General features: G+C 62.7%; 17 protein-coding genes. 6 read left to right on the top strand and 11 right to left on the bottom strand.

Annotation, left to right across the window (positions count from 1 at the left end; genetic code table 11):
- Position 1: 1 nt before the first annotated feature.
- Positions 2-991, bottom strand: a complete 990-nt coding sequence (rsgA, locus tag HNQ39_RS06195; RefSeq protein WP_184193071.1) for a ribosome small subunit-dependent GTPase A — start codon at positions 989-991, stop codon at positions 2-4.
- A gap of 39 nt (positions 992-1,030) precedes the next feature.
- Here rsgA and HNQ39_RS06190 point away from each other — a divergent pair, with 39 nt between their 5' ends.
- The gene (locus tag HNQ39_RS06190; protein ID WP_184193070.1) at positions 1,031-1,513 is read left to right on the top strand and encodes a GNAT family N-acetyltransferase; all 483 of its coding nucleotides are present in this window, start codon (positions 1,031-1,033) and stop codon (positions 1,511-1,513) included.
- A 96-nt stretch (positions 1,514-1,609) separates the two neighbouring features.
- On the opposite strand, the gene HNQ39_RS06185 is transcribed toward HNQ39_RS06190, so the two are convergent.
- Genes HNQ39_RS06185 through HNQ39_RS06170 form a run of 4 tightly spaced genes read right to left on the bottom strand, consistent with a single transcriptional unit; the run spans position 1,610 to position 6,944 of the window.
- Complete coding sequence (locus HNQ39_RS06185; protein ID WP_184193069.1) at positions 1,610-3,436, bottom strand: hypothetical protein; 1,827 nt, start codon at positions 3,434-3,436, stop codon at positions 1,610-1,612.
- 27 nt (positions 3,437-3,463) lie between these two features.
- Positions 3,464-5,287 (bottom strand): hypothetical protein, encoded by a 1,824-nt coding sequence (locus tag HNQ39_RS06180; RefSeq protein ID WP_184193068.1) that lies wholly within the window; start codon positions 5,285-5,287, stop codon positions 3,464-3,466.
- 1 nt (position 5,288) lies between these two features.
- Entirely contained in the window at positions 5,289-6,332 is a 1,044-nt protein-coding gene (locus HNQ39_RS06175) for a PilW family protein (RefSeq protein ID WP_184193067.1), read from the bottom strand.
- A gap of 57 nt (positions 6,333-6,389) precedes the next feature.
- Complete coding sequence (locus tag HNQ39_RS06170) at positions 6,390-6,944, bottom strand: hypothetical protein (RefSeq protein ID WP_184193066.1); 555 nt, start codon at positions 6,942-6,944, stop codon at positions 6,390-6,392.
- A 196-nt stretch (positions 6,945-7,140) separates the two neighbouring features.
- On the opposite strand from HNQ39_RS06170, the gene HNQ39_RS06165 reads away from it, so the two are divergent.
- A complete protein-coding gene (locus HNQ39_RS06165; protein WP_184193065.1) occupies positions 7,141-7,524 on the top strand; it encodes a RidA family protein in 384 nt (127 codons plus the stop codon).
- 46 nt (positions 7,525-7,570) lie between these two features.
- Positions 7,571-8,983 (top strand): RNA polymerase factor sigma-54, encoded by a 1,413-nt coding sequence (locus tag HNQ39_RS06160; protein WP_184193064.1) that lies wholly within the window; start codon positions 7,571-7,573, stop codon positions 8,981-8,983.
- A gap of 161 nt (positions 8,984-9,144) precedes the next feature.
- On the opposite strand, the gene HNQ39_RS06155 is transcribed toward HNQ39_RS06160, so the two are convergent.
- Complete coding sequence (locus tag HNQ39_RS06155; RefSeq protein ID WP_184193063.1) at positions 9,145-10,278, bottom strand: DUF1385 domain-containing protein; 1,134 nt, start codon at positions 10,276-10,278, stop codon at positions 9,145-9,147.
- 64 nt (positions 10,279-10,342) lie between these two features.
- On the opposite strand from HNQ39_RS06155, the gene HNQ39_RS06150 reads away from it, so the two are divergent.
- Positions 10,343-11,080, top strand: coding sequence for a polysaccharide deacetylase family protein (locus HNQ39_RS06150; protein WP_184193062.1), 738 nt, complete (start codon positions 10,343-10,345; stop codon positions 11,078-11,080).
- An 8-nt stretch (positions 11,081-11,088) separates the two neighbouring features.
- Here HNQ39_RS06150 and HNQ39_RS06145 read toward each other — a convergent pair whose 3' ends face one another.
- The 5 genes from HNQ39_RS06145 to HNQ39_RS06125 form a co-directional block, all read right to left on the bottom strand.
- Positions 11,089-11,793: a winged helix-turn-helix domain-containing protein gene (locus HNQ39_RS06145; RefSeq protein ID WP_184193061.1), complete on the bottom strand. Its 705-nt coding sequence runs from the start codon at positions 11,791-11,793 to the stop codon at positions 11,089-11,091.
- A gap of 57 nt (positions 11,794-11,850) precedes the next feature.
- Complete coding sequence (locus tag HNQ39_RS06140) at positions 11,851-12,834, bottom strand: sensor histidine kinase (RefSeq protein WP_184193060.1); 984 nt, start codon at positions 12,832-12,834, stop codon at positions 11,851-11,853.
- 85 nt (positions 12,835-12,919) lie between these two features.
- The gene (locus tag HNQ39_RS06135; RefSeq protein ID WP_184193059.1) at positions 12,920-14,680 is read right to left on the bottom strand and encodes an ATP-binding protein; all 1,761 of its coding nucleotides are present in this window, start codon (positions 14,678-14,680) and stop codon (positions 12,920-12,922) included.
- Between the two features lie 165 nt (positions 14,681-14,845).
- Positions 14,846-16,060, bottom strand: a complete 1,215-nt coding sequence (locus HNQ39_RS06130; RefSeq protein WP_184193058.1) for a type II secretion system F family protein — start codon at positions 16,058-16,060, stop codon at positions 14,846-14,848.
- A 6-nt stretch (positions 16,061-16,066) separates the two neighbouring features.
- Positions 16,067-17,359, bottom strand: coding sequence for a type IV pilus twitching motility protein PilT (locus tag HNQ39_RS06125; RefSeq protein WP_246385270.1), 1,293 nt, complete (start codon positions 17,357-17,359; stop codon positions 16,067-16,069).
- Between the two features lie 121 nt (positions 17,360-17,480).
- Here HNQ39_RS06125 and HNQ39_RS06120 point away from each other — a divergent pair, with 121 nt between their 5' ends.
- Entirely contained in the window at positions 17,481-18,773 is a 1,293-nt protein-coding gene (locus HNQ39_RS06120) for a sigma-70 family RNA polymerase sigma factor (RefSeq protein WP_184193057.1), read from the top strand.
- Positions 18,774-18,829: 56 nt separating this feature from the next.
- Positions 18,830-21,493, top strand: a complete 2,664-nt coding sequence (locus HNQ39_RS06115) for a hypothetical protein (protein WP_184193056.1) — start codon at positions 18,830-18,832, stop codon at positions 21,491-21,493.

Raw genomic sequence — 21,493 nt, 5'->3', positions numbered from 1 at the left:
CTCAGGATGGAGCGGTCTTACGGGGGGCGCTCCCGTGCGTGGGATCGGTCAGGGTCATCTGGAGGTAGCTCTGGTAGCGCCGAGGGCTGACCCGCTGGTCGTCGACCGCGGCGCGGACCGCGCAGCCAGGCTCCTTGCGGTGGCGGCAGTTGGGGAACTTGCAGTGGCCCATCAGCGGCTCCAGCTCCGGGAAACAGAAGGCGACATCCTCGGGGAGCAGGTCCCAGAACTCCACCTGACGGAGCCCCGGCGTGTCCGCGACCCAGCCACCGACCTCCAGGGTGAGCAGCTCTGCGCGGACGGTCGTGTGGCGCCCAGCGTGGGTGATCTCGCTGGTCTCCCCGGTCTTGAGGCGCAGGCCCGGCTGGACCGCGTTGAGCAGCGACGACTTCCCCACCCCCGACGGCCCACAGAACGCGGAGAGGCGGCCCTTGAGCCGGGCACGGAGCGTGTCGATCCCCTCGCCCGTGATCCGGCTGGTGGTGAGGATCTCGTAGCCAATCGCGCGGTACTCCGCCAGGGCCTCGGTGAGCTCGCTGGGGTCGGCGAGGTCGGCTTTGTTGAGGACGATCAGGATCTCTAGCTCGCTATCCTCGGCGAGGACAAGAAAACGGTCCAGCTTGAAGAGATCGGGGCGGGGCTCGGCGGCGGAGAAGACAATCACGGCCAGCTCCAGGTTGGCGACCAGGGTCTGGCGCTCCCGCTCGTTGCCGGAGCGGCGCACCAGGGCCTTGCGGCGGGGGAGCACTTCCTCGATCACCCCCTCGATCCCCGAGTCGCCCACCGCGATCACGACCCTATCTCCCACGGCAATCGGGTCGGTCTCGGCTAGTTTCTTGACCTTCTCCACCCGCCGAACATGGCTGGCGGTCTCGGAGTAGGTAAAGCGCTTCTTCAGGTTTCCCCGCAAGCGGCAGGGCAAGATGCGCCCCGTATCGGTCTGAACCGTGTAGAGCCCACGTCCCGCCCGTGTCACGATGCCTTCACTCAATCATTATCCCCTCGCTGTTGCACGAGGTATTATAGCGCCGTGTTCACGATAAAGGAAACCTCGGCGGACTCTCTCCTCGCCCTGCGCTGGCGGGTGCTTCGCCCCGGCCGCCCAGAGAGCACCACGCACTTCCCCGGCGACGACCTCCCGACCACACGCCACTTCGCCGCTCTGGATCAAAAGGGCGAGGTTATCGGCTGCGCTAGCGTCCTTGAGGCAGACTCCCGGCTCCAGCTTCGCGGCATGGCCACTGCCCCCGAGTGGCAGGGCAAGGGGGTGGGACGTGCGGTATTAGAGGCGGTCCACCAGTACGCCAGCCATCGCGCCCTCCCGCTCTGGTGCAACGCACGGGTGAGTGCGGTGGGCTTCTATGAAAAAAACGGCTGGCAGGTAGAAGGGGACCGCTTCGAGGTCCCCGATGTCGGCCCCCACTACAAGATGCACTACGTTACGGGGAGACTACCAGGGCCTGAAAGTCCCCGTCTGATGCCGCCTACAACGAAGCGGCCCGAGGCCGCGTAGAGTACTTAGACTTCTCTGCGGGCTCGGCCCGCTTCGCGCTTGCGCGGCCCAGAAGTGGACTTTCAGGCCACTGACGGACGGTTCATAGCAAAGGCCCTAGTTGAGGGTGGTATTGACCTTCTGGAAGGACATCACCTGGTAGCTCCGGTCCGCGGCGGGGTAGGCCGGAGGCGGGTTGTCGGAGATACGCTGGTCGTAGTTGCGGTTGAGGATAAAGCCGTTATTGACCGTCCCATCCAGCTGAACCACCCCCATCTGGCTGTTGTTCTTGACAATAAAGCCCCCCAAGAGGTTGATCACCCCCGGAGCACGGGTCGTAGGATCGACCACTTGAAACGTGTTGTAGGCCATGGTCACCGCATGGATCGTCAGGTAGGTCAGTGCCGTCCCCCCACCATCCAGCAGCGGAACGCGGTAGTTCCCCGCCACCAGCCCCAGCGTTCCGGTACTGTCCGTCGCGCTATTGGCACTGGACTTCAGGTTATTGGGATTGGTGCCATCGGTGATCAGGTTCTTGTAGACAATGCCACCGTCGATATTGATGGTCTTGTTGCTCGCCGTGGCGATGGTCCAGGTATTGGGCCGCACAACGGTGGAGCCGGACATGTAGTTCATCGCAATCGCGCCGGAGAGGCCACCGGTGTAGGGAGCGGTCTGGCTGCCAATGTTCCCATTGACATAGATCGTCCCATTGGTCGTGCCGCCGGTGTAGTTAGTGGTCCCATCGTGCTGCCAAGAGGCCGTTGGGCTCGCCCGCTCGTAGGTCTTTATCTTGATATCGTTGTTGAGATTGCAGACCTCGATGACATACTTTTTCTCGCCCGTTCCGTCCTGCTGGATAATCTCAAAGATCTGATCGTCCTGGCCAGAGTGCAGGTTGGTGGACATCGTAAAGTCCTTAACATCTCCGCCAATGTAGATGCCTGCGGTCGGGGTGGAGCCGCTCATGGGGATAAAGACGCCCCTAAAGCCGATAGCGGGCTCGCTGGCCGTCCCCAGCGCGGCGTTCTTCTGGTCCGTGGTCGCGGTGGGCATCTTGATGATCGGCTGGTCGGTCTTGGGCGCACGGTTCGCCGCCGTGATATGCCCCCAGGAAGGCATCCACCAGTTTGGATCGTAGCCGTAGGCTCCCGCTCCGTAGGAGTAGACCCAGTTGATCTGGGAGTAGCTCATCGCGGTCGTGAAGTAGCCATCATCGGGGTACGTGAAGATCCAGTCGGTGGTGTAGGGTGCGGTCCAGTCTGCCATCTTGAACAAGATATTGATGCGCGCATTGGGATCGACCGCGTTGCCCGTCGAGTCCACACCATTGACATGCACCGGACCTTGGAAGCGCGTGCTGCCCGCAACCCACCAGCCCGACGGAGCCGTGTCGCTGAAGTACGCGTAACGTGCAAAGCTGTTCTGGCGCACAAACACACGCGATGTGTAGCTGTAGCCCTGGTACTCACCGATGGACTCAATCCCAAACATCTTACGGTTCGAGGTCGCGTTGCTCGCATACGGGTAGAAGCGAATACGAGCCGTGCCGTTCACCTGACCCGCAGTCGCGTTCTCGCTGCTCGTCGGACCCTGGTTGATGCTCACCTCCGTCCAACCGCTCACCGTCGTGCCACCGTAGAACGCGGCCACATCCGAGGGCGCAAACGCCGTCAGGTTCGTCGGGGCGCTCGACTGCTGCATCAGCCACTGCAGCGACATACGAACACCCGCCTCAGAGATCGTCTGCGCCCCAAGAAGCTCCGCACGACGACGCGTCAGGTGTAGACCGCTCTTAGCAGACGAGGCCACGTCCCCGCCACGCCCCTGGTTGAGCATCGAGATCATGTACAGCGAGAGGATCAAGAAGAGCAAGATCATCACACCGACCATCGCCACACCGCGGCGATTTAGTTTCCCTCGTTGGGGAGTCTTTGTTTTCATTTTGCGAGCGAGTAGCTTTCTTAAGCATTAGTTGAGGGTGGTATTGACCTTCTGGAAGGACATCACCTGGTAGCTCCGGTCCGCGACCGGGTAGGCGGGCGGTGGGCTATCGGCGATGCGCTGGTCGTAGTTGCGGTTGAGGATAAAGCCATTGACAACCGTCCCATCCAGCTGGACGACCCCCATCTGGCTGTTGTTCTTGACAATGAAGCCCCCCAGGAGGTTGATCACCCCTGGAGCACGGGTCGTGGGATCGACCACCGCAAAGGTGTTGTAGGCCATGGTCACGGCATGAATCGTCAGGTAGTCCAAGACGGCTCCCCCATCGTCGAGCAGGGGCACACGGAAGCTCCCCGCCACCAGCCCCATCGTCCCCGATGTGTCGTTGGCGGCTCCGGCATTGGACTTCATGTTGTAGGCATTGGTCGTATCGCTTACCAAGTTCTGGTAGACAATGCCGCCGTTGATATTGATGGTCTTGGTGCTCTCGGTGGCGACAGTCCAGGTATTGGGCTTGAGTATCGTGCTCCCGGACATCATGTTATTGGCAACAATCCCCGAGATCCCTCCGGAGAAGCTTCCAGTCTGTGAGCCAATATTGCCATTGACATAGATCACCCCATTGGTCAGGTTGGTGTAGTTAGTCGTACTTACCAGAGTCCATGCAGCCGTGGCACTGGCGCGTGTGTAGACCATCAGACGGGTATAGGGATCATCAGGGCAGATATCCAGCGAGCTTTTGATCTGGCTTGTCCCCGAGCCGGCCTGGATAATATCGATCAGCTGGTCCTGGTGTGTCGTGCGCTGCTGGTAGGAGAGGTTCATGTCCAGCACATCGCCCCCCACATAGATCCCTGCGGTTGCGGTTGTCCCGGAGGCGGGGATAAAGACACCAACAAAGCTAGATCCCGGCTCACTGGCACTGCCGAGCGCGGCGCTCTTCTGGTCCGTGGTCGCGGTGGGCATCTTGATGATCGGCTGGTTGGTCTTGGGAGCACGACTTGCGGCGGTGATATGCTCCCACGACGGCATCCACCAGTTCGGATCGTAGGGCGAGGCGCTCCCACCAGAGCTATGCACCCAGTTGATCTGGGAGTAGTCCATCGCGGTCGTGAAGTAGCCATCGTCAGTGTAGGTGAAGATCCAGTCGGTCGTGTAGGGTGCGGTCCAGTCATCCATCTTGAACAAGATATTGATGCGCGCATTGGGATCGACCGCGTTGCCCGTCGAGTCCACACCATTGACATGCACCGGACCTTGGAAGCGCGTGCTGCCCGCAACCCACCAGCCCGACGGAGCCGTGTCGCTGAAGTACGCGTAACGTGCAAAGCTGTTCTGGCGCACAAACACACGCGATGTGTAGCTGTAGCCCTGGTACTCACCGATGGACTCAATCCCAAACATCTTACGGTTCGAGGTCGCGTTGCTCGCATACGGGTAGAAGCGAATACGAGCCGTGCCGTTCACCTGACCCGCAGTCGCGTTCTCGCCACTGGTTGGCCCCTGGTTGATGCTCACCTCCGTCCAACCGCTCACCGTCGTGCCACCGTAGAACGCCGCCACATCCGAGGGCGCAAACGCCGTCAGGTTCGTCGGGGCGCTCGACTGCTGCATCAGCCACTGCAGCGACATACGAACACCCGCCTCAGAGATCGTCTGCGCCCCAAGAAGCTCCGCACGACGACGCGTCAGGTGTAGACCGCTCTTGGCAGACGAGGCCACGTCCCCGCCACGCCCTTGGTTGAGCATCGAGATCATGTACAGCGAGAGGATCAAGAAGAGCAAGATCATCACACCAACCATCGCCACACCGCGGCGGCGCAGATTTTTAGTGGGAAGTAGCTTCATCATCTTAGTTAATCGGGATCGGTGTCGGGGTGGGCGTTGGAACAGGCGTGGGTGTCGGCACCGGGGTTGCGGTGGGAACAGGAGTGGGTGCTGGAGTAGGTGTCGGCACGGGAGTCGGGGTTGCGGGTGCCGGAGTCATCCCAAAAGGGGTCGGGGTTGGGGTCGGGCGCGGTGTCGGGCTGGGACTCGGTGTCGGCGTCGGAGTCGGTGGCACCGGAGTCGGCGAGGGCGTCGCCGTATTCGCCTGGGGCAGGAGCAGCGGGTTGTTCGGGTAGGTGATCGTCGTCTGTGTTGTCATCGCCGTATTGGCCATGTAGATCACGCGCCCGGAGGTCTGGGTCACCTTCGACTTGCTATCGGTGCTATCGCTGGTCTGCTCGCCATAGGCATAGGCGGACTCCCCACAGACCGCCTTGACCTCCACTGCACGCTCGGTGGTGTTGTGTCGCCGAAAGTACAGCGCGTTCCAGGCCGTACTGAGCTCATTGGTCAGCAAGCGAGTCTCGACCCGGTTTCCATTCTCAAAGCGCCACACCCAGAGGCAGGTGCCATAGCCCGGGTTGGTCGTCCCATCGGGGTTGCCTCGGTAGACCAGTGCGGTGCGAGTGATCACAGCGGCTCCCCGGTTGACCGGCAAGTTGCCTCCCGCGAGGACCAGATCAGCTCCACTGGAGCCCTTGACTGTCGCTGCCCCCGCGGGTGGGTAGAGGATAAAGACCGCCGTGTTGAGCTCCGAGGGCCAGGCCGCATTCACCGTCCCGCCAGGATTGTCTGCCACATAGTGGCTTACCGCCCCGAGCTGGCCCGCATCCCAAGCCGGGTTGCTATCGCTGGGGAGAACCACACCGTAGGCCTCGTGGAGCTCATTATCGAGCCACTGCATCACGAGCCCGGCGGAGCGGGTGCTATTGGTCATGGCATGCATCTTCCCCACGGTTCGTCCCGTGGTCATGAAGAGCTGTGCCACCACCAGAAAGAGCAGGCTCATCAGCACCATGGCAACGAGTACCTCGGTGAGAGAGAACGCCCTTGCTAGCTTCTTAAACAACGTTTTATTTTTCAACATCATCGCTAGTTCACTGTCGCTGCTAGTTCACTGTCGCTGCTAGTTCACGGTCGCGCGTGGGATCAGCGTGGTCCCCGAGAAGGCCTGCATGTTGCCCTTGCTCGTCCACCACTGAACCGTCACCGTGGCACGGATCAGCCCGTACTCGGTCGCTCCCGCGGCATTGGTGTAGGCACTGGGGCTGTAGGGGGCCAGGTAGATATAGCCACGCGGGGTATTGCTACCGGTGATCCGAGCACCGGTCGAGTCCACTCCTCCGGCAAAGGACTGCCAGAGCTTGTCCCGGTCCGTAAACTCAAAGGTCACGCTCTGGTCTCCCAGGGGGTTGGTCGCCGGGGTGTTGGGGGAGCCATCGATAATCGCCAGCCCGTTACCGCCCAAGTTCGGGGCGTTCATCCCGTTGTAGCCAGCGTCTTGGAGCTGGTTGATCTTGTGCTGGACCAGGGAGGCAGCCTGCGAGAAATCGGTGCTGTAGCGGCTGGTGCGCAGAGAGCTAGGAACCACGGCGGCGACCATCACCACCATAAACAGCACGACCAAGAGGGAGAGGACCACCTCCATGATCGTAAACGCACGAGGAATCCTCGGGGACACGCGGGCTCTATTCTTGAAACGGCTAAGCATGATTTCTCCACTGAGGATTATCGGTCTCTCAGGAGAGCACATTTAGGTTAGGCAGTCTCTCGCCAAAAACCGTAATGCTACTTGTTTTTCCCTATCTTGCTCCCTTACTCCCCCTAAAATCGCGAAATGCCAGGTACTATTGCTGGTTGAAAAGGAAAACCAACCTATGGAAAAAACACCTATCTTTGGCGCGGGCGCTGCGGTCTCGGGCGCTCCCTACACCCCGGCTGTCCGTGTGGGCGACCTGCTCTTTATCTCCGGTCAGCTCGGGCTCGACCCTGAGACCAAGCAGCCGCATGCCGAGTTTGCCGCACAGGTCGAGGGCGCGATTGCGGGGATCAAGGCGCTTGTCGAGGCCGCGGGGGGGACACTGGCCAATGTGGTCAAGACCACGATCTTCCTCTCGGGCGACATGTCGCGCTTCGCGGAGCTCAATGGGCTCTATGCGGCGCACTTTGCCGACGGTGTCAAGCCGGCGCGCTCGACCTTTGCGGTCGCGGCCCTGCCCCTGGGAGCGCTGGTAGAGATCGAAGCGATCGCCGTTTTATAAGTCCTCTAAATTTGGGAAGGGTCTGCCGAAAATAGCTCTAGAAGTTATGAGACTTTCGCAGACCCTAGAAGCCCGACAGCACCAGACCCAGCGTATCGACCCGCGCCAGATCCTCGCCAGCGAGATTCTCGCCTGGACCACCGAGGAGCTGGAGGCGGCGATTGAGCGTGAGCTGGCCGAGAACCCCGCCCTGGAAGCGCAGGAGAATGAGTCGTTCTCGGCGCTGAGCAACACCCAGGCCACGGCGGAGCCTCTCTCCCTGACCATTGCGATCGGCGGCAAGAACGACACGGCGACGGCGGCGGAGAACACTGCCCCGGCGCTTCAGGTGATGGGCGGTGGGCTCGATGACGAAGACCCGCTGGACCGAGTCGCCTCCAACACCACCCTGCGAGAGCACCTGCGTAGCCAGGTCGGGCAGGTAAAGGCGGGGGTTCCGCTGGAGCTACTGCGCTACCTGATCGAGAATGTCGATGACCGGGGCTACCTGATCGGGGACCTCGACGAGATGATGGAGCGCTTCCGCCTCACCCGAACCGGCCTAGAAGACGCGGTGAAGGCCCTCCAGAGCATGGACCCCGCCGGGGTGGGAGCGCGTGACCTGCGCGAGTGTCTCCTACTCCAGATCGACTATCTTGAGCAGACCGGGGAGGGCCATGCCCTCGCGCGGCGTATCCTCACCCGCTGCTGGGACGAGCTCGTGGCGCGCCGCGAAGACCGGATCGCCACTCGGCTCAAGGTCTCCCCGAGCGAGGTCAGCCGCGCCGTGCGCTTCTTGCAGCAGGCGCTCTCCCCCTATCCCGGTGCCCTCTTCCGCCCCAGCGACCACCGCGCGGCGGCCAGCGCCCCCGTGGTCAAGCCCGATATTCTCTTCTTGCGCACCGAGGCCGGCATTGTTGTCGAGCTAGCCCGCGACTTTGAGCAGCTTGTCTCGGTCGCCCCGCTCTGGAAGCGCCTCGCCGATGGTAGCGAGACCCACTCGGATGAGGCGATGCGTCGCTACATCCGCGACCATGTCGATCGCGCCCAGAGCTTCATGGCCGGTGTCTCCCGCCGTGGCCGGACCCTGCGCGCCATCGCACGCGAGATCGCCCGGGTCCAGCAGGGCTACCTCGAGACCCGAAACCGCGCCTTTCTCAAGCCCCTCACCCGCCAGGCCTTGGCCGAGAAGCTCAAGCTCGATGAGTCCGTGATTAGCCGCGCGGTCGCCGATAAGTGGGCACAGCTCCCCAGCGGCGAGATCATCCCGCTGGATGCCTTCTTTGGCAACTCCCAGGCGGTGCGCGAGGCGCTGCTGAACCTCATTAGCTCCGAGAGCCCCAGCAACCCCTACTCCGACGACGAGATCGCGGCGATCTTAACCGAGCAAGGCTTTCCGCTCGCACGGCGCACGGTGGCAAAGTACCGTGGGATCGAGCGCATCCTCCCGGCCCGCCTGCGCAAGCGCAAAGCGGCGTAGGCGTTTTACATCGCCGCCGGTTGGAAACCGGCGTCTGCAACGGCCTTCGGCCACAAAGCCCGTGCCGGGCTGGCCTCCCCCGGCTCAGCGAACCGGGGGAGGCAAAACACGCCACGGGGGAGGCTAAACGCAGCGCGGGGGACAGCAAACTCAAGCAGCGGCTAGAAAAGCTCGTTCCAGTGCGGGCGCAGAACATCCCCAAGGGCGGGGATCAGCAGGCAGAGCAGCGCGAGAAAGCCCACCCCGAGCGCAAAGCCCAGCAGCATCTGCGGCATCCCACTGTGGAGCAAGCGGCGCAGCGGCGTGGGGGTGATGGTCGAGGCCTCGTGGCGCTCTAGGAGGGTGCGGGCCGCGGCAATCGCCTGGACGAGCTGCGCCTCGGTCGCGGGGCGGGTTGTGAGGTGCTCCTGGAGCCAGGCCCCGACAGAGCGCCAGTAGAAGAGAGTCAGCAGGCCGGAGAGCACAAAGCCAAGCTCCCCCAAGAGCGGCGTGAACGCCCCACCCAGCCCCAGCAGGAACATCCCCGCCATGAGATTGGTCCCACAGCGCGGGTGGACGCGTGGCATCCGCGCCACTTGGTCTGGCAGGAGCGGGACACTCCGCTCCACAGCATGGACCACCTGGTGCTCGGCCGCATGAAAGCCCGCCAAGGGCGAGAGCCGGATCAGTGCGAGAAAGCCCGTGAGGGTCACGAGGCCGGTCAGGGTAAGCTCGATAGCCTCCCGCCAGCTTGGGGGGAGCGGCAGAGTGGGAAGGTAGGGAGTCACGACAGTCAGCAGCGCCAGCAGCGCAAACTGAGCGACAAAGAAGCAGAAACCGGTCGCGACCAGGGCCGGGTTGCCCACCCCCGCCGCCACACTGCCGGTCGAGAGGTGCACCCCCACGGGAGTCGCCATCCCCGCGAGCTGCGGCAGGGCAAGCGGGCGCAGGAGCTCACGCACCAGGTCCCCCGCCCCGATCATCCCCAGATAGAGCCCGTTGCCCTCGGCAAGCGGCAGGGCCTCGACTCCCTCGGCAGCCAGCGCGTCTTGTAGCTCAGCCACACTCAGGAGCGGATGCAGAGCAGCGGTGGGGGCCAGCACGGTTCCCTCCACGGGAGCCTCCAGCCAGCGGCGGCGCTCCGGGCCATCGGGGGCCCGGCAGAGGTAGGCCGCCAGCGAGCGCTCGGTGACAAGGCCCAACAAAATCCCCCCCGAGAGCACGGGCACGCAACGATACGGGGAGACACGAACCCACTCGGCGGCGACCCCCACTCGCTCTTGGGGAGAGACTCCAGGAAGGGGGCGAGCAAGCATGTGAATGGGGCTCGCGGCTATGGCGGAAGAGGACATGCTGTGCTACACTCTATCACGTTTTCCCATGCCAAATCGAGACCCTGAGTACCGCCGTCTTCTCGCCCTCGCCCTCCAAGACGATGTCGAGCGCCAGAAGGGGATTCGTGTCAGTCGTGTCATTACCGGCGACCCCAGCCAGCGCCTCGCGGCGCTTACCTTCGACGACGGCCCGCATGGGGAGAAGACCGGTGACCTGCTCACCGTCCTGCGCCGCCTGCGTGTGCCGGCGACCTTCTTTGTTGTGGGCAAGATGTCCCTGCGCTACCCCAACCTGATCGAGCGCATTGTCCTCGATGGCCACGAGCTCGGCAACCACACCTACAACCACTACCGCCTCCCCCAGATCCCGCTCAGCGAGGTCGCCGGTGAGCTGAACCGGACACGGGATGTCCTCACCGGGATCGTCGGTGCCCCGACCCGGCTCTTCCGCCCCCCAGGCGGCGAGTACAACGACCGGATTCAGAAGATCATCGCCCAAGAGGGCTACACCAACATGCTCTGGACCGACGATCCCGCGGACTACAAGCTCGGGCGCACCGCCTCCCGGATCACGGAGCTGGTGATGCGGGACCTGACCCCCGGCGCGATCATCCTGCTCCACAGCGGCCTCCCCGAGACCACCAAGGCGGTCCCCGAGTTTGTCGCGCGTATTCGTGCCCAGGGCTACACCTTTGTCACCTGCTCCGAGCTGATCCAGCGCGGTAACGGCCTCCTGCACCTGCAGAACCTACCCGCCCACATCAGCCGCACCGCCGCCAGCTAGCGCGTGCGCTAGTCCACCCGGAAGCCGTAGCCCATCCCCCGCCGTGTCTCCAGGAGCGCGGCGGTCTCCTCGGGGAGCTTGGCACGCAGACGTCGGATATGGATATCCACAGTCCGCTCCCCGCCCTCGTAGTCAACCCCCCAGACCATTGCCAGGATCTGCTCCCGCGGGAAGCGCCGGCCCCGGTGGGTCAGCAAGAAGCGCAGGAGGTCAAATTCCCGCGGGGTGAGCGCCAGCGGCCGACCGTCGGCGGTCGAGACCTTGCCCGCCCCCAGGCTCAGCCGAATCCCGCCAAAGTAGAGCATGTCCCCCGCCTCGACCGAGCGCTTGCGGAAGAAGAGCAGCGCCACCCGCGCCTTTACCTCCTCGGGCTCGTAGGGGGGCAGGAGAAAGTCATCGACAAAGGCACGGAGCTCGGGAACCCCGAGATGCCGGCGGGTCAGCAGGGCCAGCACGGGGGGCACGGGCACTCCCTCACCCCAGATCGTGAGCATCCGGCTCCGGGCGCTCCGCAGGAGAAAGAGGTCGCTACTATCCGAGAGGTCCGCAACAATGAGGTGCGGCGGCACCCCATTAAACGCGTTGATCCACTCGCCATCCCCCGCCTCAAAGGGCAGCGGACAGACATGCAGACTCGCCGCCATCAGCGCATGGGTCACCTGCAGCGGCGGCCGGTCCGGGGCATCTCGGGTTAAGATAAGAACGTTTTGCAACTCTGAGAGCTGTTGTATCGCCAGAGCGAGCGCTTAGCCACCCCCTTCCCTCGCGCCCTAAGGGAGAGTCTCCAGAAAAGCCAGTAGATTTCCGCGCTCCTCACGGGCGAGGCGACGGAGCTCCTGAAGGGCATCGGAGAAGTACAGCGGGTGCCACGGCTGCGGCGGCAGGGCCATGAGCGTGCTCAGTGCCTCGTACATCTGGGCGAGCCGTGCCCGAAGCGCCTGGTACTCGCGGTCGTCCGCGGCGATCGTGATCGGGAGCGTAAACCAGACCGTCGGCAGGCCCTTCTCGCCCTCGTTGGTCGCCCAGATCGTCCCGCCGTGACGCTCAACATAGTGCTGGCAGGACCTCACACTCTGTCCTTTTCGGAGATCCTGTGTATCGAGGGGCCACTCGCCGTAGCGCTCTCGCTCCTCGGGGGGCAGAGGTGTACCGGTATGCTGCACGGAGAAGAGGAGCTGGGTGCTATCGTATCGTGCGCCCCGTACCACGACCTCGCTTCCCGCAGGCGAGTCTTGCATGGCCGAGTGAATCAGCACCATGAGTACCTGTGAGAGGGTGTCGTGATCCAGCCGGACCAGCACGGGCACGCTCTCGTCGAGCTCCAGGCGTACGTGGTGATTGCCGGGATTGTAGCGGGGATCGCTCCAGCGATCCAAGACATACATCCCAATAAACTCCCGGAGGAAGGTCAGCACGGGGACGTAGTTGCGCCCCACACTGCTCGACCGACTGGGAGCGAGCCGCTTTAGAAGCGTGGCGCACTCCTTGAGCAACGCTATCAGGGAGTCGAGTGCTTCAGGGGGATAGGCACGCAGGTGGTGGTTGTCTTGGAAGGCCTCCTGGAGAATCCCCTGGATCGCCGGAAGATACTGGCGCAGGCTGGACAGTGTCCCTTGGTCCATGATCGTCAGCGTGTGCGTCTCATGCAGCGCTTTAAGCTCCAGAAACCGGGCGATCGTGAGGCCGTAGTCCTTGGCACGCAGCTCCAGCTGTGCATAGGCTTGGTCGTCGAGGTCAAGAGTAACAGTCGGCATAGACAGCGCTCCTTAAAAGCAAAAGCCCCACCCCCTTTGATTCCCCCGTCGGACGGGGGCTAGGAGGTGGGGCCAGCGGAAGGGACTACCCGGCGACGCGGCTAGAGAGAGACTCGGCGTTTTCGTCGAGCTCGGGCTGCTTGATCGGGAGGGTGAAGTAGGCCGTGGTGCCCTTGCCCAGGCCCTCGGACTCGGCCCACATGTCGCCGTTGTGTACCTCGACAAAGTTCTTCACCAGGAACGCCCCGATTCCCGTGCCGTTGATGGAGCGGGTATCGCGGTTGTCGGCGCGGGCGAACTTCTGGCCGAACTTCTGGAGAAACTCGGGGGTCATTCCCAGGCCCTTGTCGGAGATCGCAAACTGCAGCGTGTTCTCGTCCTTTCGGGACACGTGCAGGTGGACCGGGCCGCCATCCGGGGAGTACTTCAGCGAGTTGCCCACCAGGTTGTGGAGGATCTGCTCGAACTTATCGCCATCGGCCTCGATCACCTCGGGGACATCGGAGTCGATCGTGAAGTCCAGGGTGTGGTTGTCCTTCTTGTAGGTCGAGCCATTGTCGATCATGATGGCCTTCTTGACCAGCTCGTGGAGCTGAACATCCTCAAAGTTGGGCAGCATCGATGCACCAGCCTCGATACGGCTCACGTTGAGCAGGTCATCGATCAGGCGCTTGAGGCGGTCACACTCTTTATCGACAATCCCGTAGAACTCCAGGCGGTCCGAGTGCTGGAACATCGTCCCGTCCTCGTCCATGAGCAGCGTGGAGATAAAGCCCTTGATCGAGGTCATCGGGGTGCGCAGCTCGTGGGAGACGGTCGAGACAAACGCGGTCTTGAGCTTGTCGATATTCTTTAGCTCGGTGATGTCGCTAAAGATCGCCGCGGTGCCCACCATCTCGCTGTTCTCGTTCTTGACCACGGTGGACTGGATCTGGAAGGTGCGCGACGCATCGGCGGTGCTATCGTTGATGGTCACCTCTTCCTGGATCTCCTCGGAGAGCGCACGGGCCAGCACCTCGCGGACGGTATCGTCCTTGACCAGCTGGTCGTAGGTGCGCACGCCTAGCACCTCGCTGGGCTCCAGGCCGAAGATGCGCCGCGCCGACGAGTTCATCTGGAGGACACGGCCATTGCGCCCGATCATCACGAGACCGGCGGTCAGAGCGTCGGTCATCTCGTGGAGCTGCTCTTTTTCCTCCACCACCTTGCGGAAGGTCGAGGCCGTGTTGATCACCGCAGCCGCGTTCTTGGACATGCGCTCCAGGAGCTGAATGTCCTCGTCCACAAAGACCCCGCCAAACTTCTTGTTGAAGACCCAGATCACCCCAATGGTCTTGCGGTCAACAACGGCGTTGGTCTCGTCGTCGCGCTTCTCCACGATGAGCGGCACGGCGATTCCATTGCGGATGCCCAGCGAGGTAAAGGTCTGACAGTCTTCCCGAGCATCAGACTCGGTGTCGTAGATATTGACTGCCTTGCTGGTAGCGTAGCAGACACCCGAGGCCCCGGTGCCTTCATTGAAGCGGAGCTCCTCGATCTGCCCCTCTTCAAAACCAAGAGCAGGCTTGCCCGCATAGAGCTCGCGTGTCTCTTGGTCATGGATCATAAACAGACACTTAGCGCCCTGAACAATCATTGCAATTCGCGTCATAAGACGCTTTAGAGTTTCCTCTAGCTCTGAGAGCTCTGCGGTAGGTTGGGCATTCTCATTGGCAGTCTGAACCTTCTGTTGAAGGTCCTTGATCATCTTCTCGAGCTGACTGACCGCCTGGGACTTCTGATTGACTTCGGATTCCAGGCTGAGAATACGGGCTTTGAGGGACTCGACGCTGTCGTCCAGGTTCATCGAGGGCAGGATCCTTTCTTGCGTACAAGAATTAATAGAACTTAGAATGTAGGACGGCGCGGCAGAGCTGCCGCGCCGGAACCCCATTATACACCAACCTCCCCTGTCAAGGCAATGGACAGGGGAGGCAGTGAAGAAAACGACAGATTAAGTTTTGGAGCGCGTTTAGCGGATCTGGTTGATGATGGAGAACATCGGCCCCATGATCGAGATCACGATAAACCCGACGATCACCCCGAGGAAGACAATCAAGATCGGCTCGATCAAGCTGGTGAGCGCCTTGACGGTCGCATCGACTTCCTGCTCGTAGAACTCCGCGACCTTGACCAGCATCTCGGACATGCGGCCGGTCTCCTCACCGATATCGATCATGTGGGTCACCATCGGAGGGAAGAGGCCAGACTTTACCAGTGGCGGCGAGAGGCGGCTTCCTTCCCGCAGAGCGATCTTGGTATCGTTGATCGCGCGGCAGAGCACCTCGTTGCCCGCAGTCTCCGCCACGATCTCGATCGCACGCATCATCGGGACACCGGAGCTCAGCAGCGTACCAAACGTGCGGCAGAAGCGCGCCACGGAGAGCTTGAGGACGATCTCTCCCATGATGGGGATCTTGAGCTTGACCTGGTCGATCTTATAGGCACCGTCGGGGGTCTTGCCGTACTGCTTGATCGCAATGGCGGCAAACAGCGGCGCAAAGACAAACAGATACCAGTTGTGGACCATGAAGTCCGACATGTTAAAGAGCGCCTCGGTCATGGCGGGCATCTGCGCCCCCATATCGGCAAACATCTGCTTAAAGGTCGGCAGGATGAACAAGAACATCGCCGCCAGGATAATCATGGCGAAGCACAAGACAATGATCGGGTAGGTAAGGGCGGACTTGACCTTCTGACGAATCTCCTGCTCTTTTTCGAGGAACTGCGCCAGGCGGTCAAGAATGGTATCCAGGATACCTCCCAGCTCGGCGGCGCGGATCATGTTGATGTAGAGCTTGGAGAAGCAGTTGGTGTGCTTGGCCATGGCATCGCCCAGCGAGACACCGGTCTGGACATCGCGCTTGATGGCGTTGAGCGACTGCTTCAGGGGGAGGTCCTTGGTCTGTTGCTCCAGGATGTCCAGGCACTTGAGCACCGCAAGCCCCGCATCGACCATCGTCGCAAACTGCCGCGAGAAGACCACCAGAGACTGGAGCTTGGGAGCCCCCATCGCCTTCTTGCTGCCCACCGATGAGAACGCGCTGGCTTTTTGCTCGCTGATACTGAGGATATGGAGGCGCTGCTCATGGAGGCGGCTCAGGACCGCTCCCTCGCTATCGGCCTCCATCTTCCCCTTGACATTGTTGCCCGAGGAGTCGATTACGTCATAGACAAATGTTGGCATGGAAGCTTAGTTCCCTCCCTTAAGGTGGCGCATAAAGTTATCGCGGTCGTTACAGCGGGTGGCAGCCTCTTCCATCGTGACCATCCCGGAGCGGTGAAGCTCTGCCAGGACCTTGTCCATCTGCTGCATGCCGTACTGGGCACCGGTCTCGATCGAGCTCAGGAGCTGGTGGCTCTTGCCCTCACGGATCAGGTTGCGGATCGCGGCGGTGGCGACCATGATCTCAATGGCGGCAACACGTCCCCCCCCCACTTGCGGAAGGAGCTGCTGGGCAACCACGGCCTGGAGCGAGCCGGCAAACATCACCCGGATCTGGTCCTGCTGGTCAGCGGGAAAGACATCGATAATACGGTCGACTGTTGCGGGGGCGCTGCGGGTGTGGAGCGTCCCAAAGACCAGGTGGCCCGTCTCCGCAAGGGTCAGTGCTGCGGCGATGGTCTCTTTATCACGCATCTCACCGACCAGGATGATATCGGGGTCCTCACGAAGGGCGGCGCGGATACAGTTGGCAAACGACTCGGAGTCCTGCCCAATCTCGCGCTGGTTGACCATCCCAACTTTGTGCTGGTGGATGTACTCGATCGGGTCCTCCATGGTCAGGATGTGCACCGGGCGCTCGGCGTTGATCACATCGATCATCGACGCAATTGTTGTCGACTTTCCGGAGCCGGTGGGACCGGTCACGAGGATCACGCCTGAGTGCTTCTTGGTGAGCTCCTTGAGCACGGGGGGCAGGCGCAGCGACTCCAGCGAGGGGATCTTGGCGGGAATGGCACGCATCGCACACCCCACCGAGCCACGCTGTCGGTAGACATTGAAGCGGAAGCGCCCCACCCCATGCACGCCGTAGGAAAAGTCCAGCTCCTTGGTGCGCTCGTAGCGCTCGATCTGGTCGGAGAGCAGGATATCGTAGATCAGGCGCTGGGCCTCACGCGGGGTGACCGTCTCCCAAGGCGTCGGGATCAGCTTGCCATCGACGCGGATCATCGGGGGCAGGTTCACGGTCAGGTGGATATCCGACGCCTTCACCTGCTGGCTGTAGCGCAGGATGTCATCGATATGCGTATCGGCCAGGGGGGTGACACTGGAGGCAGCGCTACGGTTATCGTCGAAGCTTTCCAGTCCCAAGGACGCGGCGTGGGAGCTCCCTGGAGGCATGAGCAGAGCCCCATCTTCCAGGAGGCCACGGAGCATCTGTGTCCCGTCCAGAGCAGCCGGGGCGTTGGTCGCAGCCGGGCGTGGTGAGCCGGCGGTCGGCAGCAGTGGTGCCAAGTCGTCGTCAGGGAGAATCGAGTTCATGCTCAAGATTTTCGGAGTACTCTCGCATAATCTTCAGGCTTTGATTCGGGATTTCCCAAAGCCCTTCCGAAAAAAGGGACTGGAAAAACCAGCGATACAAGCCGATAAAGAACATAAGCTTATGGCTCTCTTAACTGATGGCACCAAACCTGTTGCCGAAGCAACACTACACCGCTGGCTCCAGGAGTACGCACGCCGCCGTGGCGAGGGGGGTGGTCGCTCCTTGGGCGATCTCCCCCTTCCGGTACTCCGCGAGAAGATTGCACGCGCTCACGGCCCCCTTGTGGAGTCGGTGGCACGGAAGTTTTTAGGCACGGGAGAGCCGCTGGAGGACCTCGCGCAGGAAGGCTATCTGGGCCTCCTCTCTGCCCTAGAGTACTACGACCCCGGCAAGGGTGTCCGCTTCTCCACCTACGCAACCCACTTTATCGGGGGGGCCATCCGGCACTTTCTCCGCGACCGCAGCCGCATGATCCGCGAGCCCGCCTGGCTCCAGGAGACTGCGGGGCGCCTGGAGCGCGCCATCGAGCAGCTCACCGCCCAGCTGGAGCGCGAGCCCACGTCGGGCGAGATCGCGGCCGTCCTCGCGATCCCCGTGGAGACGGTCGAGGAGATCCAGGCATCGCGGGGTACCTTCCGGGTGGTCTCCTACGACGATAGCGCGGGCGGGGACTACGACGGCATCTTGGAGTCCATCGACGACGACGACGAGCCGATGGCGATCCATGTGGAGAACCGCATTGTCCTGCGCCAGCTCATCCAGCGGCTCCGGCCCTTTGAGCAGCAAGTGGTCTACGAGTTCTACTTCCGCAACCTCAACCAGACCGAGATCGCCACCAAGCTCAGTGTCTCCTGTAACTATGTCTCGGTGACCCTGCGCAAGGCGGTAGACCGGCTCGGCAAGCTCCTCGGGGAGGCCGAGGCCTACGACCGCCGGCGCCAGCGTGAGCACTCGATTGTCGATCCCTACACCGGCCTCTACACCTACGAGCACCTCGTGGCGCGCCTCGATGAGGGCATCTCACGTGCTGTCCGAGCGGGCATGCCCATCTCGGTGATCCAGTTCCAGATCCAGGGTATTCCCAGTAGCGGGCGCGCCTACGACGAAGCCATGGAGGCCTGTGGCAATCGGCTACGAACATCGATCCGCCGGATGGACATGGCGGGCCGCGGCGAGGGAAGCACGCTCCTGGCAGTCCTCGGGGGAACGGGACCTCAGGTCGAGGTCGCCGCACGCCGCCTGACCAGTGTTCTAGAGGATGTGGGTCCCCAGGTCCACCTCCCCCTACGCATTGTCACCGGCACCGCCTGGCACCCCGAGCAGGGCCGCACGGCCCAAGAGCTCCTGACCGAGGCACGACGCGCCCTCGACGAAGAGCGGGACCATCCGCGAAACCTCCCGAAAGCGGCCTAAGTCCCGTGGACCGCGTTTGCTAGAACGCCGTGTCTCGTTCGGGTACGATAACAACCATGCGACGAGGGACTGTTTTTCTGGCGATGGCGTTGGGGCTCCTGACTGGAGCGTGTGCGCGTGCTCAAAACCCAGGCTCCCCCAAGATTGGGGGCGGGGGGGGCGATTTTGTCTGGTTCGAGGCGGAGAGCCCCCGAGCGACCAACTTTCCCGCACGCCACTCGTTTATGCCCGCCAACGACACCGAGAAGGCCGTTCTCTCCGGCGGGGCCTGGATCGGGGCGGAGGGGCCCCGGAGCCTGCCGCTGTTTCTAGAGTACGAGGTCACAACTCCCAGCGCGGGGAGCTACGACTTCTACGCCCGCAAGTTCTGGAAGCACGGCCCCTTCCGCTGGCGCTTCGACCAGCAGCCCTGGCAGTTCGTGGGGAAAGACCCCGCCCTCCTCGATGACGCATCGATTCGGCAGTTTGTGGGGGCGAACTGGGTCGGGGCGGGGACGGTCTCTCTCACGGCGGGGAAGCACACGCTCCGCATCGAGCTGACCGAGAACAATGGCGCGGCGGCCTTCGACTGCTTCGTGCTCACCAAGGTCCCGTTTCTCCCGCGCGGCAAGAGCAAGCCTGGCGAGAAGCTCAACCGGACCGAGCCCGGCTGGTTTGCCTTCGAGCCCGACTTAGATGCGTTCCAGCCCACCTCACTCGACCTGCGTGGGCTCAATGAAAAAGTCGCGGGCGAAAATGGGTTTATTGTCCGCAAGGGCGAGAGCTTTGTGCACAGCAAGACCGGCCAGCCCGAGCGCTTCTGGGCGGTCAATGCCGGCGGCGAGCTCACCCGCATGCCCCCGGCAGCGCTGCGCTACCTGGCGCGGGACCTGGCGAAGAAAGGCGTGAACCTCGTGCGGATCCATGGGGCGCTCTGGAAGGACGACAACTTCCGCGCGATAGACCCCGAGAAGCTCGCGGGCCTGCAGCGCTTCGTGGCCGCGCTCAAGAGCGAGGGAATCTACTCCTGCCTCTCGATCTACTTCCCGCTCTGGCTGGAGATCCCCGCGGGCGACTCGCTGGCGGGCTATACCCCGGGCAAGAAGCCCTTCTCCCTGCTCTTCTTCAACCCGGAGTTTCAGGCGATCTACCGGAGCTGGTGGAAGACCCTCCTCACGGCCCCAAACCCGAGCGGCGAGCCTCTGGGCCGCGACCCCGCCGTGGCCCTGACCGAGCTCTGCAACGAGGACAGCTACCTGTTCTGGACCTTCTCCTACGACAGTATCCCCCCGCCACAGATGGCGCTCTTAGAGAAGCAGTTCGGGCAGTGGCTGGCAAAGAAGTACGGCTCGGTCGAGGCAGCCCTGGCGGCGTGGAAGCAGCCCGATGCCAAAGACAAGCCCACCGAGGGGCGTGCGGCGTTCCTGCCGATCTGGAACCTCGGGAATCAGCGCAGCCTGCGCTCGCAAGACACGGTCGCGTTTCTGGCACAGAGCCAGCGGGCGTTCTTTGATAGCACGGCCCAGTACCTCAAGACCGAGCTCGGCTTTCAGGCCAGTGTCTACGGCTCGAACTGGGTGACGGGTGAGGCGCGGTTCCTGGGGCCGCTGGACAAGTGGAGCAACACGGGTCTGGATGCGATGGACCGCCATGGCTACTTCGGCGGCAAGCACGAGGGGCCACGCGCCAGCTACAGCCTGAGTGTCGGGGATCTGTATGAGGATAAGTCCGCGCTGAAGTCGCCCGACGAAGGCTTGCCACTCTTTGACCTCAAGTGGAACGGGCTACCGTCGATGGTCTCCGAGGTGAACTGGCCCATGCCCAACCGCTACCGCGCCGACCTGCCGATCCTTGCGGCGGCCTACGGCGCGCTCCAGGGCTCCAGTGCGATCCACTTCTTTGCCCTCTCCGGCCCGAGCTGGAGCCAGCAGCACGGCAAGTTCGACCTGCAAGTCCCGAGTGTGCTGGGCCAGTCCCCCGCCGCCGCCCTGATCTTCCGCAAGGGCTTGGTCAAGACCGGCCCGACCGTTATCGAGGTGAACCTGAAGCAGGCCAGCCTCTTCGCGCTGCAAGGTGCCCCGGTCAGCGCCCCGGTCAACCTCGATGCCCTGCGCGCCGCCGATCTCCCAAGCGGCCAGACCAAATCCCTAGACACACTGCCCTCGCTCGACCCGCTGGCCTACTTGGTCGGGCAGGTGCGTGCCAATATCTCCGAGGCCGGAGCACCATCGAAGCTGGGCAGCCTTGCGGGAATCGACCGCGCGAAGAAAGTGGCAAGAAGCGCGACCGGGGAGCTGGCCTGGAACTGGGGCAGTGGCCGCGCTGTGATCGCCGCGCCACAGGCCAATGGCCTCCTGGGCTTCCTCGCTGATGCGGGCACTGTGAGCCTGCCCGGAATGACCATCACCAGCCAGCTCGACTACGGTGCGATCACCCTGGTGAGCCTGGATGGCCTGCCGATCGCCACGTCCAAAAAGCTCCTGCTCCAGGTGATGTCTGAGGACAAGAACTGGGGCTGGAAGACCGCGCCCGGCGACAAGGGGCTCCAGCGGATCGAGAGCCTCGGCGGTGCCCCGATTCTCGTCAAGAACCTCAATGGCACGGTCAACCTCACCCGCCCCGATGCCGCCTCGCTCACGGTTACGGCGCTAGATGCCAATGGCTACCCGGTCGCCAAGCTCGGCACTGCCAAGACCATCCTCCTGCGCCCCGACACGCTCTACTACCTGATTGAGAAATAG

The sequence above is a fragment of the Armatimonas rosea genome (assembly GCF_014202505.1).
Classification (GTDB): Bacteria; Armatimonadota; Armatimonadia; order Armatimonadales; family Armatimonadaceae; genus Armatimonas; species Armatimonas rosea.
This window is presented reverse-complemented; position numbering and strand designations above follow the sequence as displayed.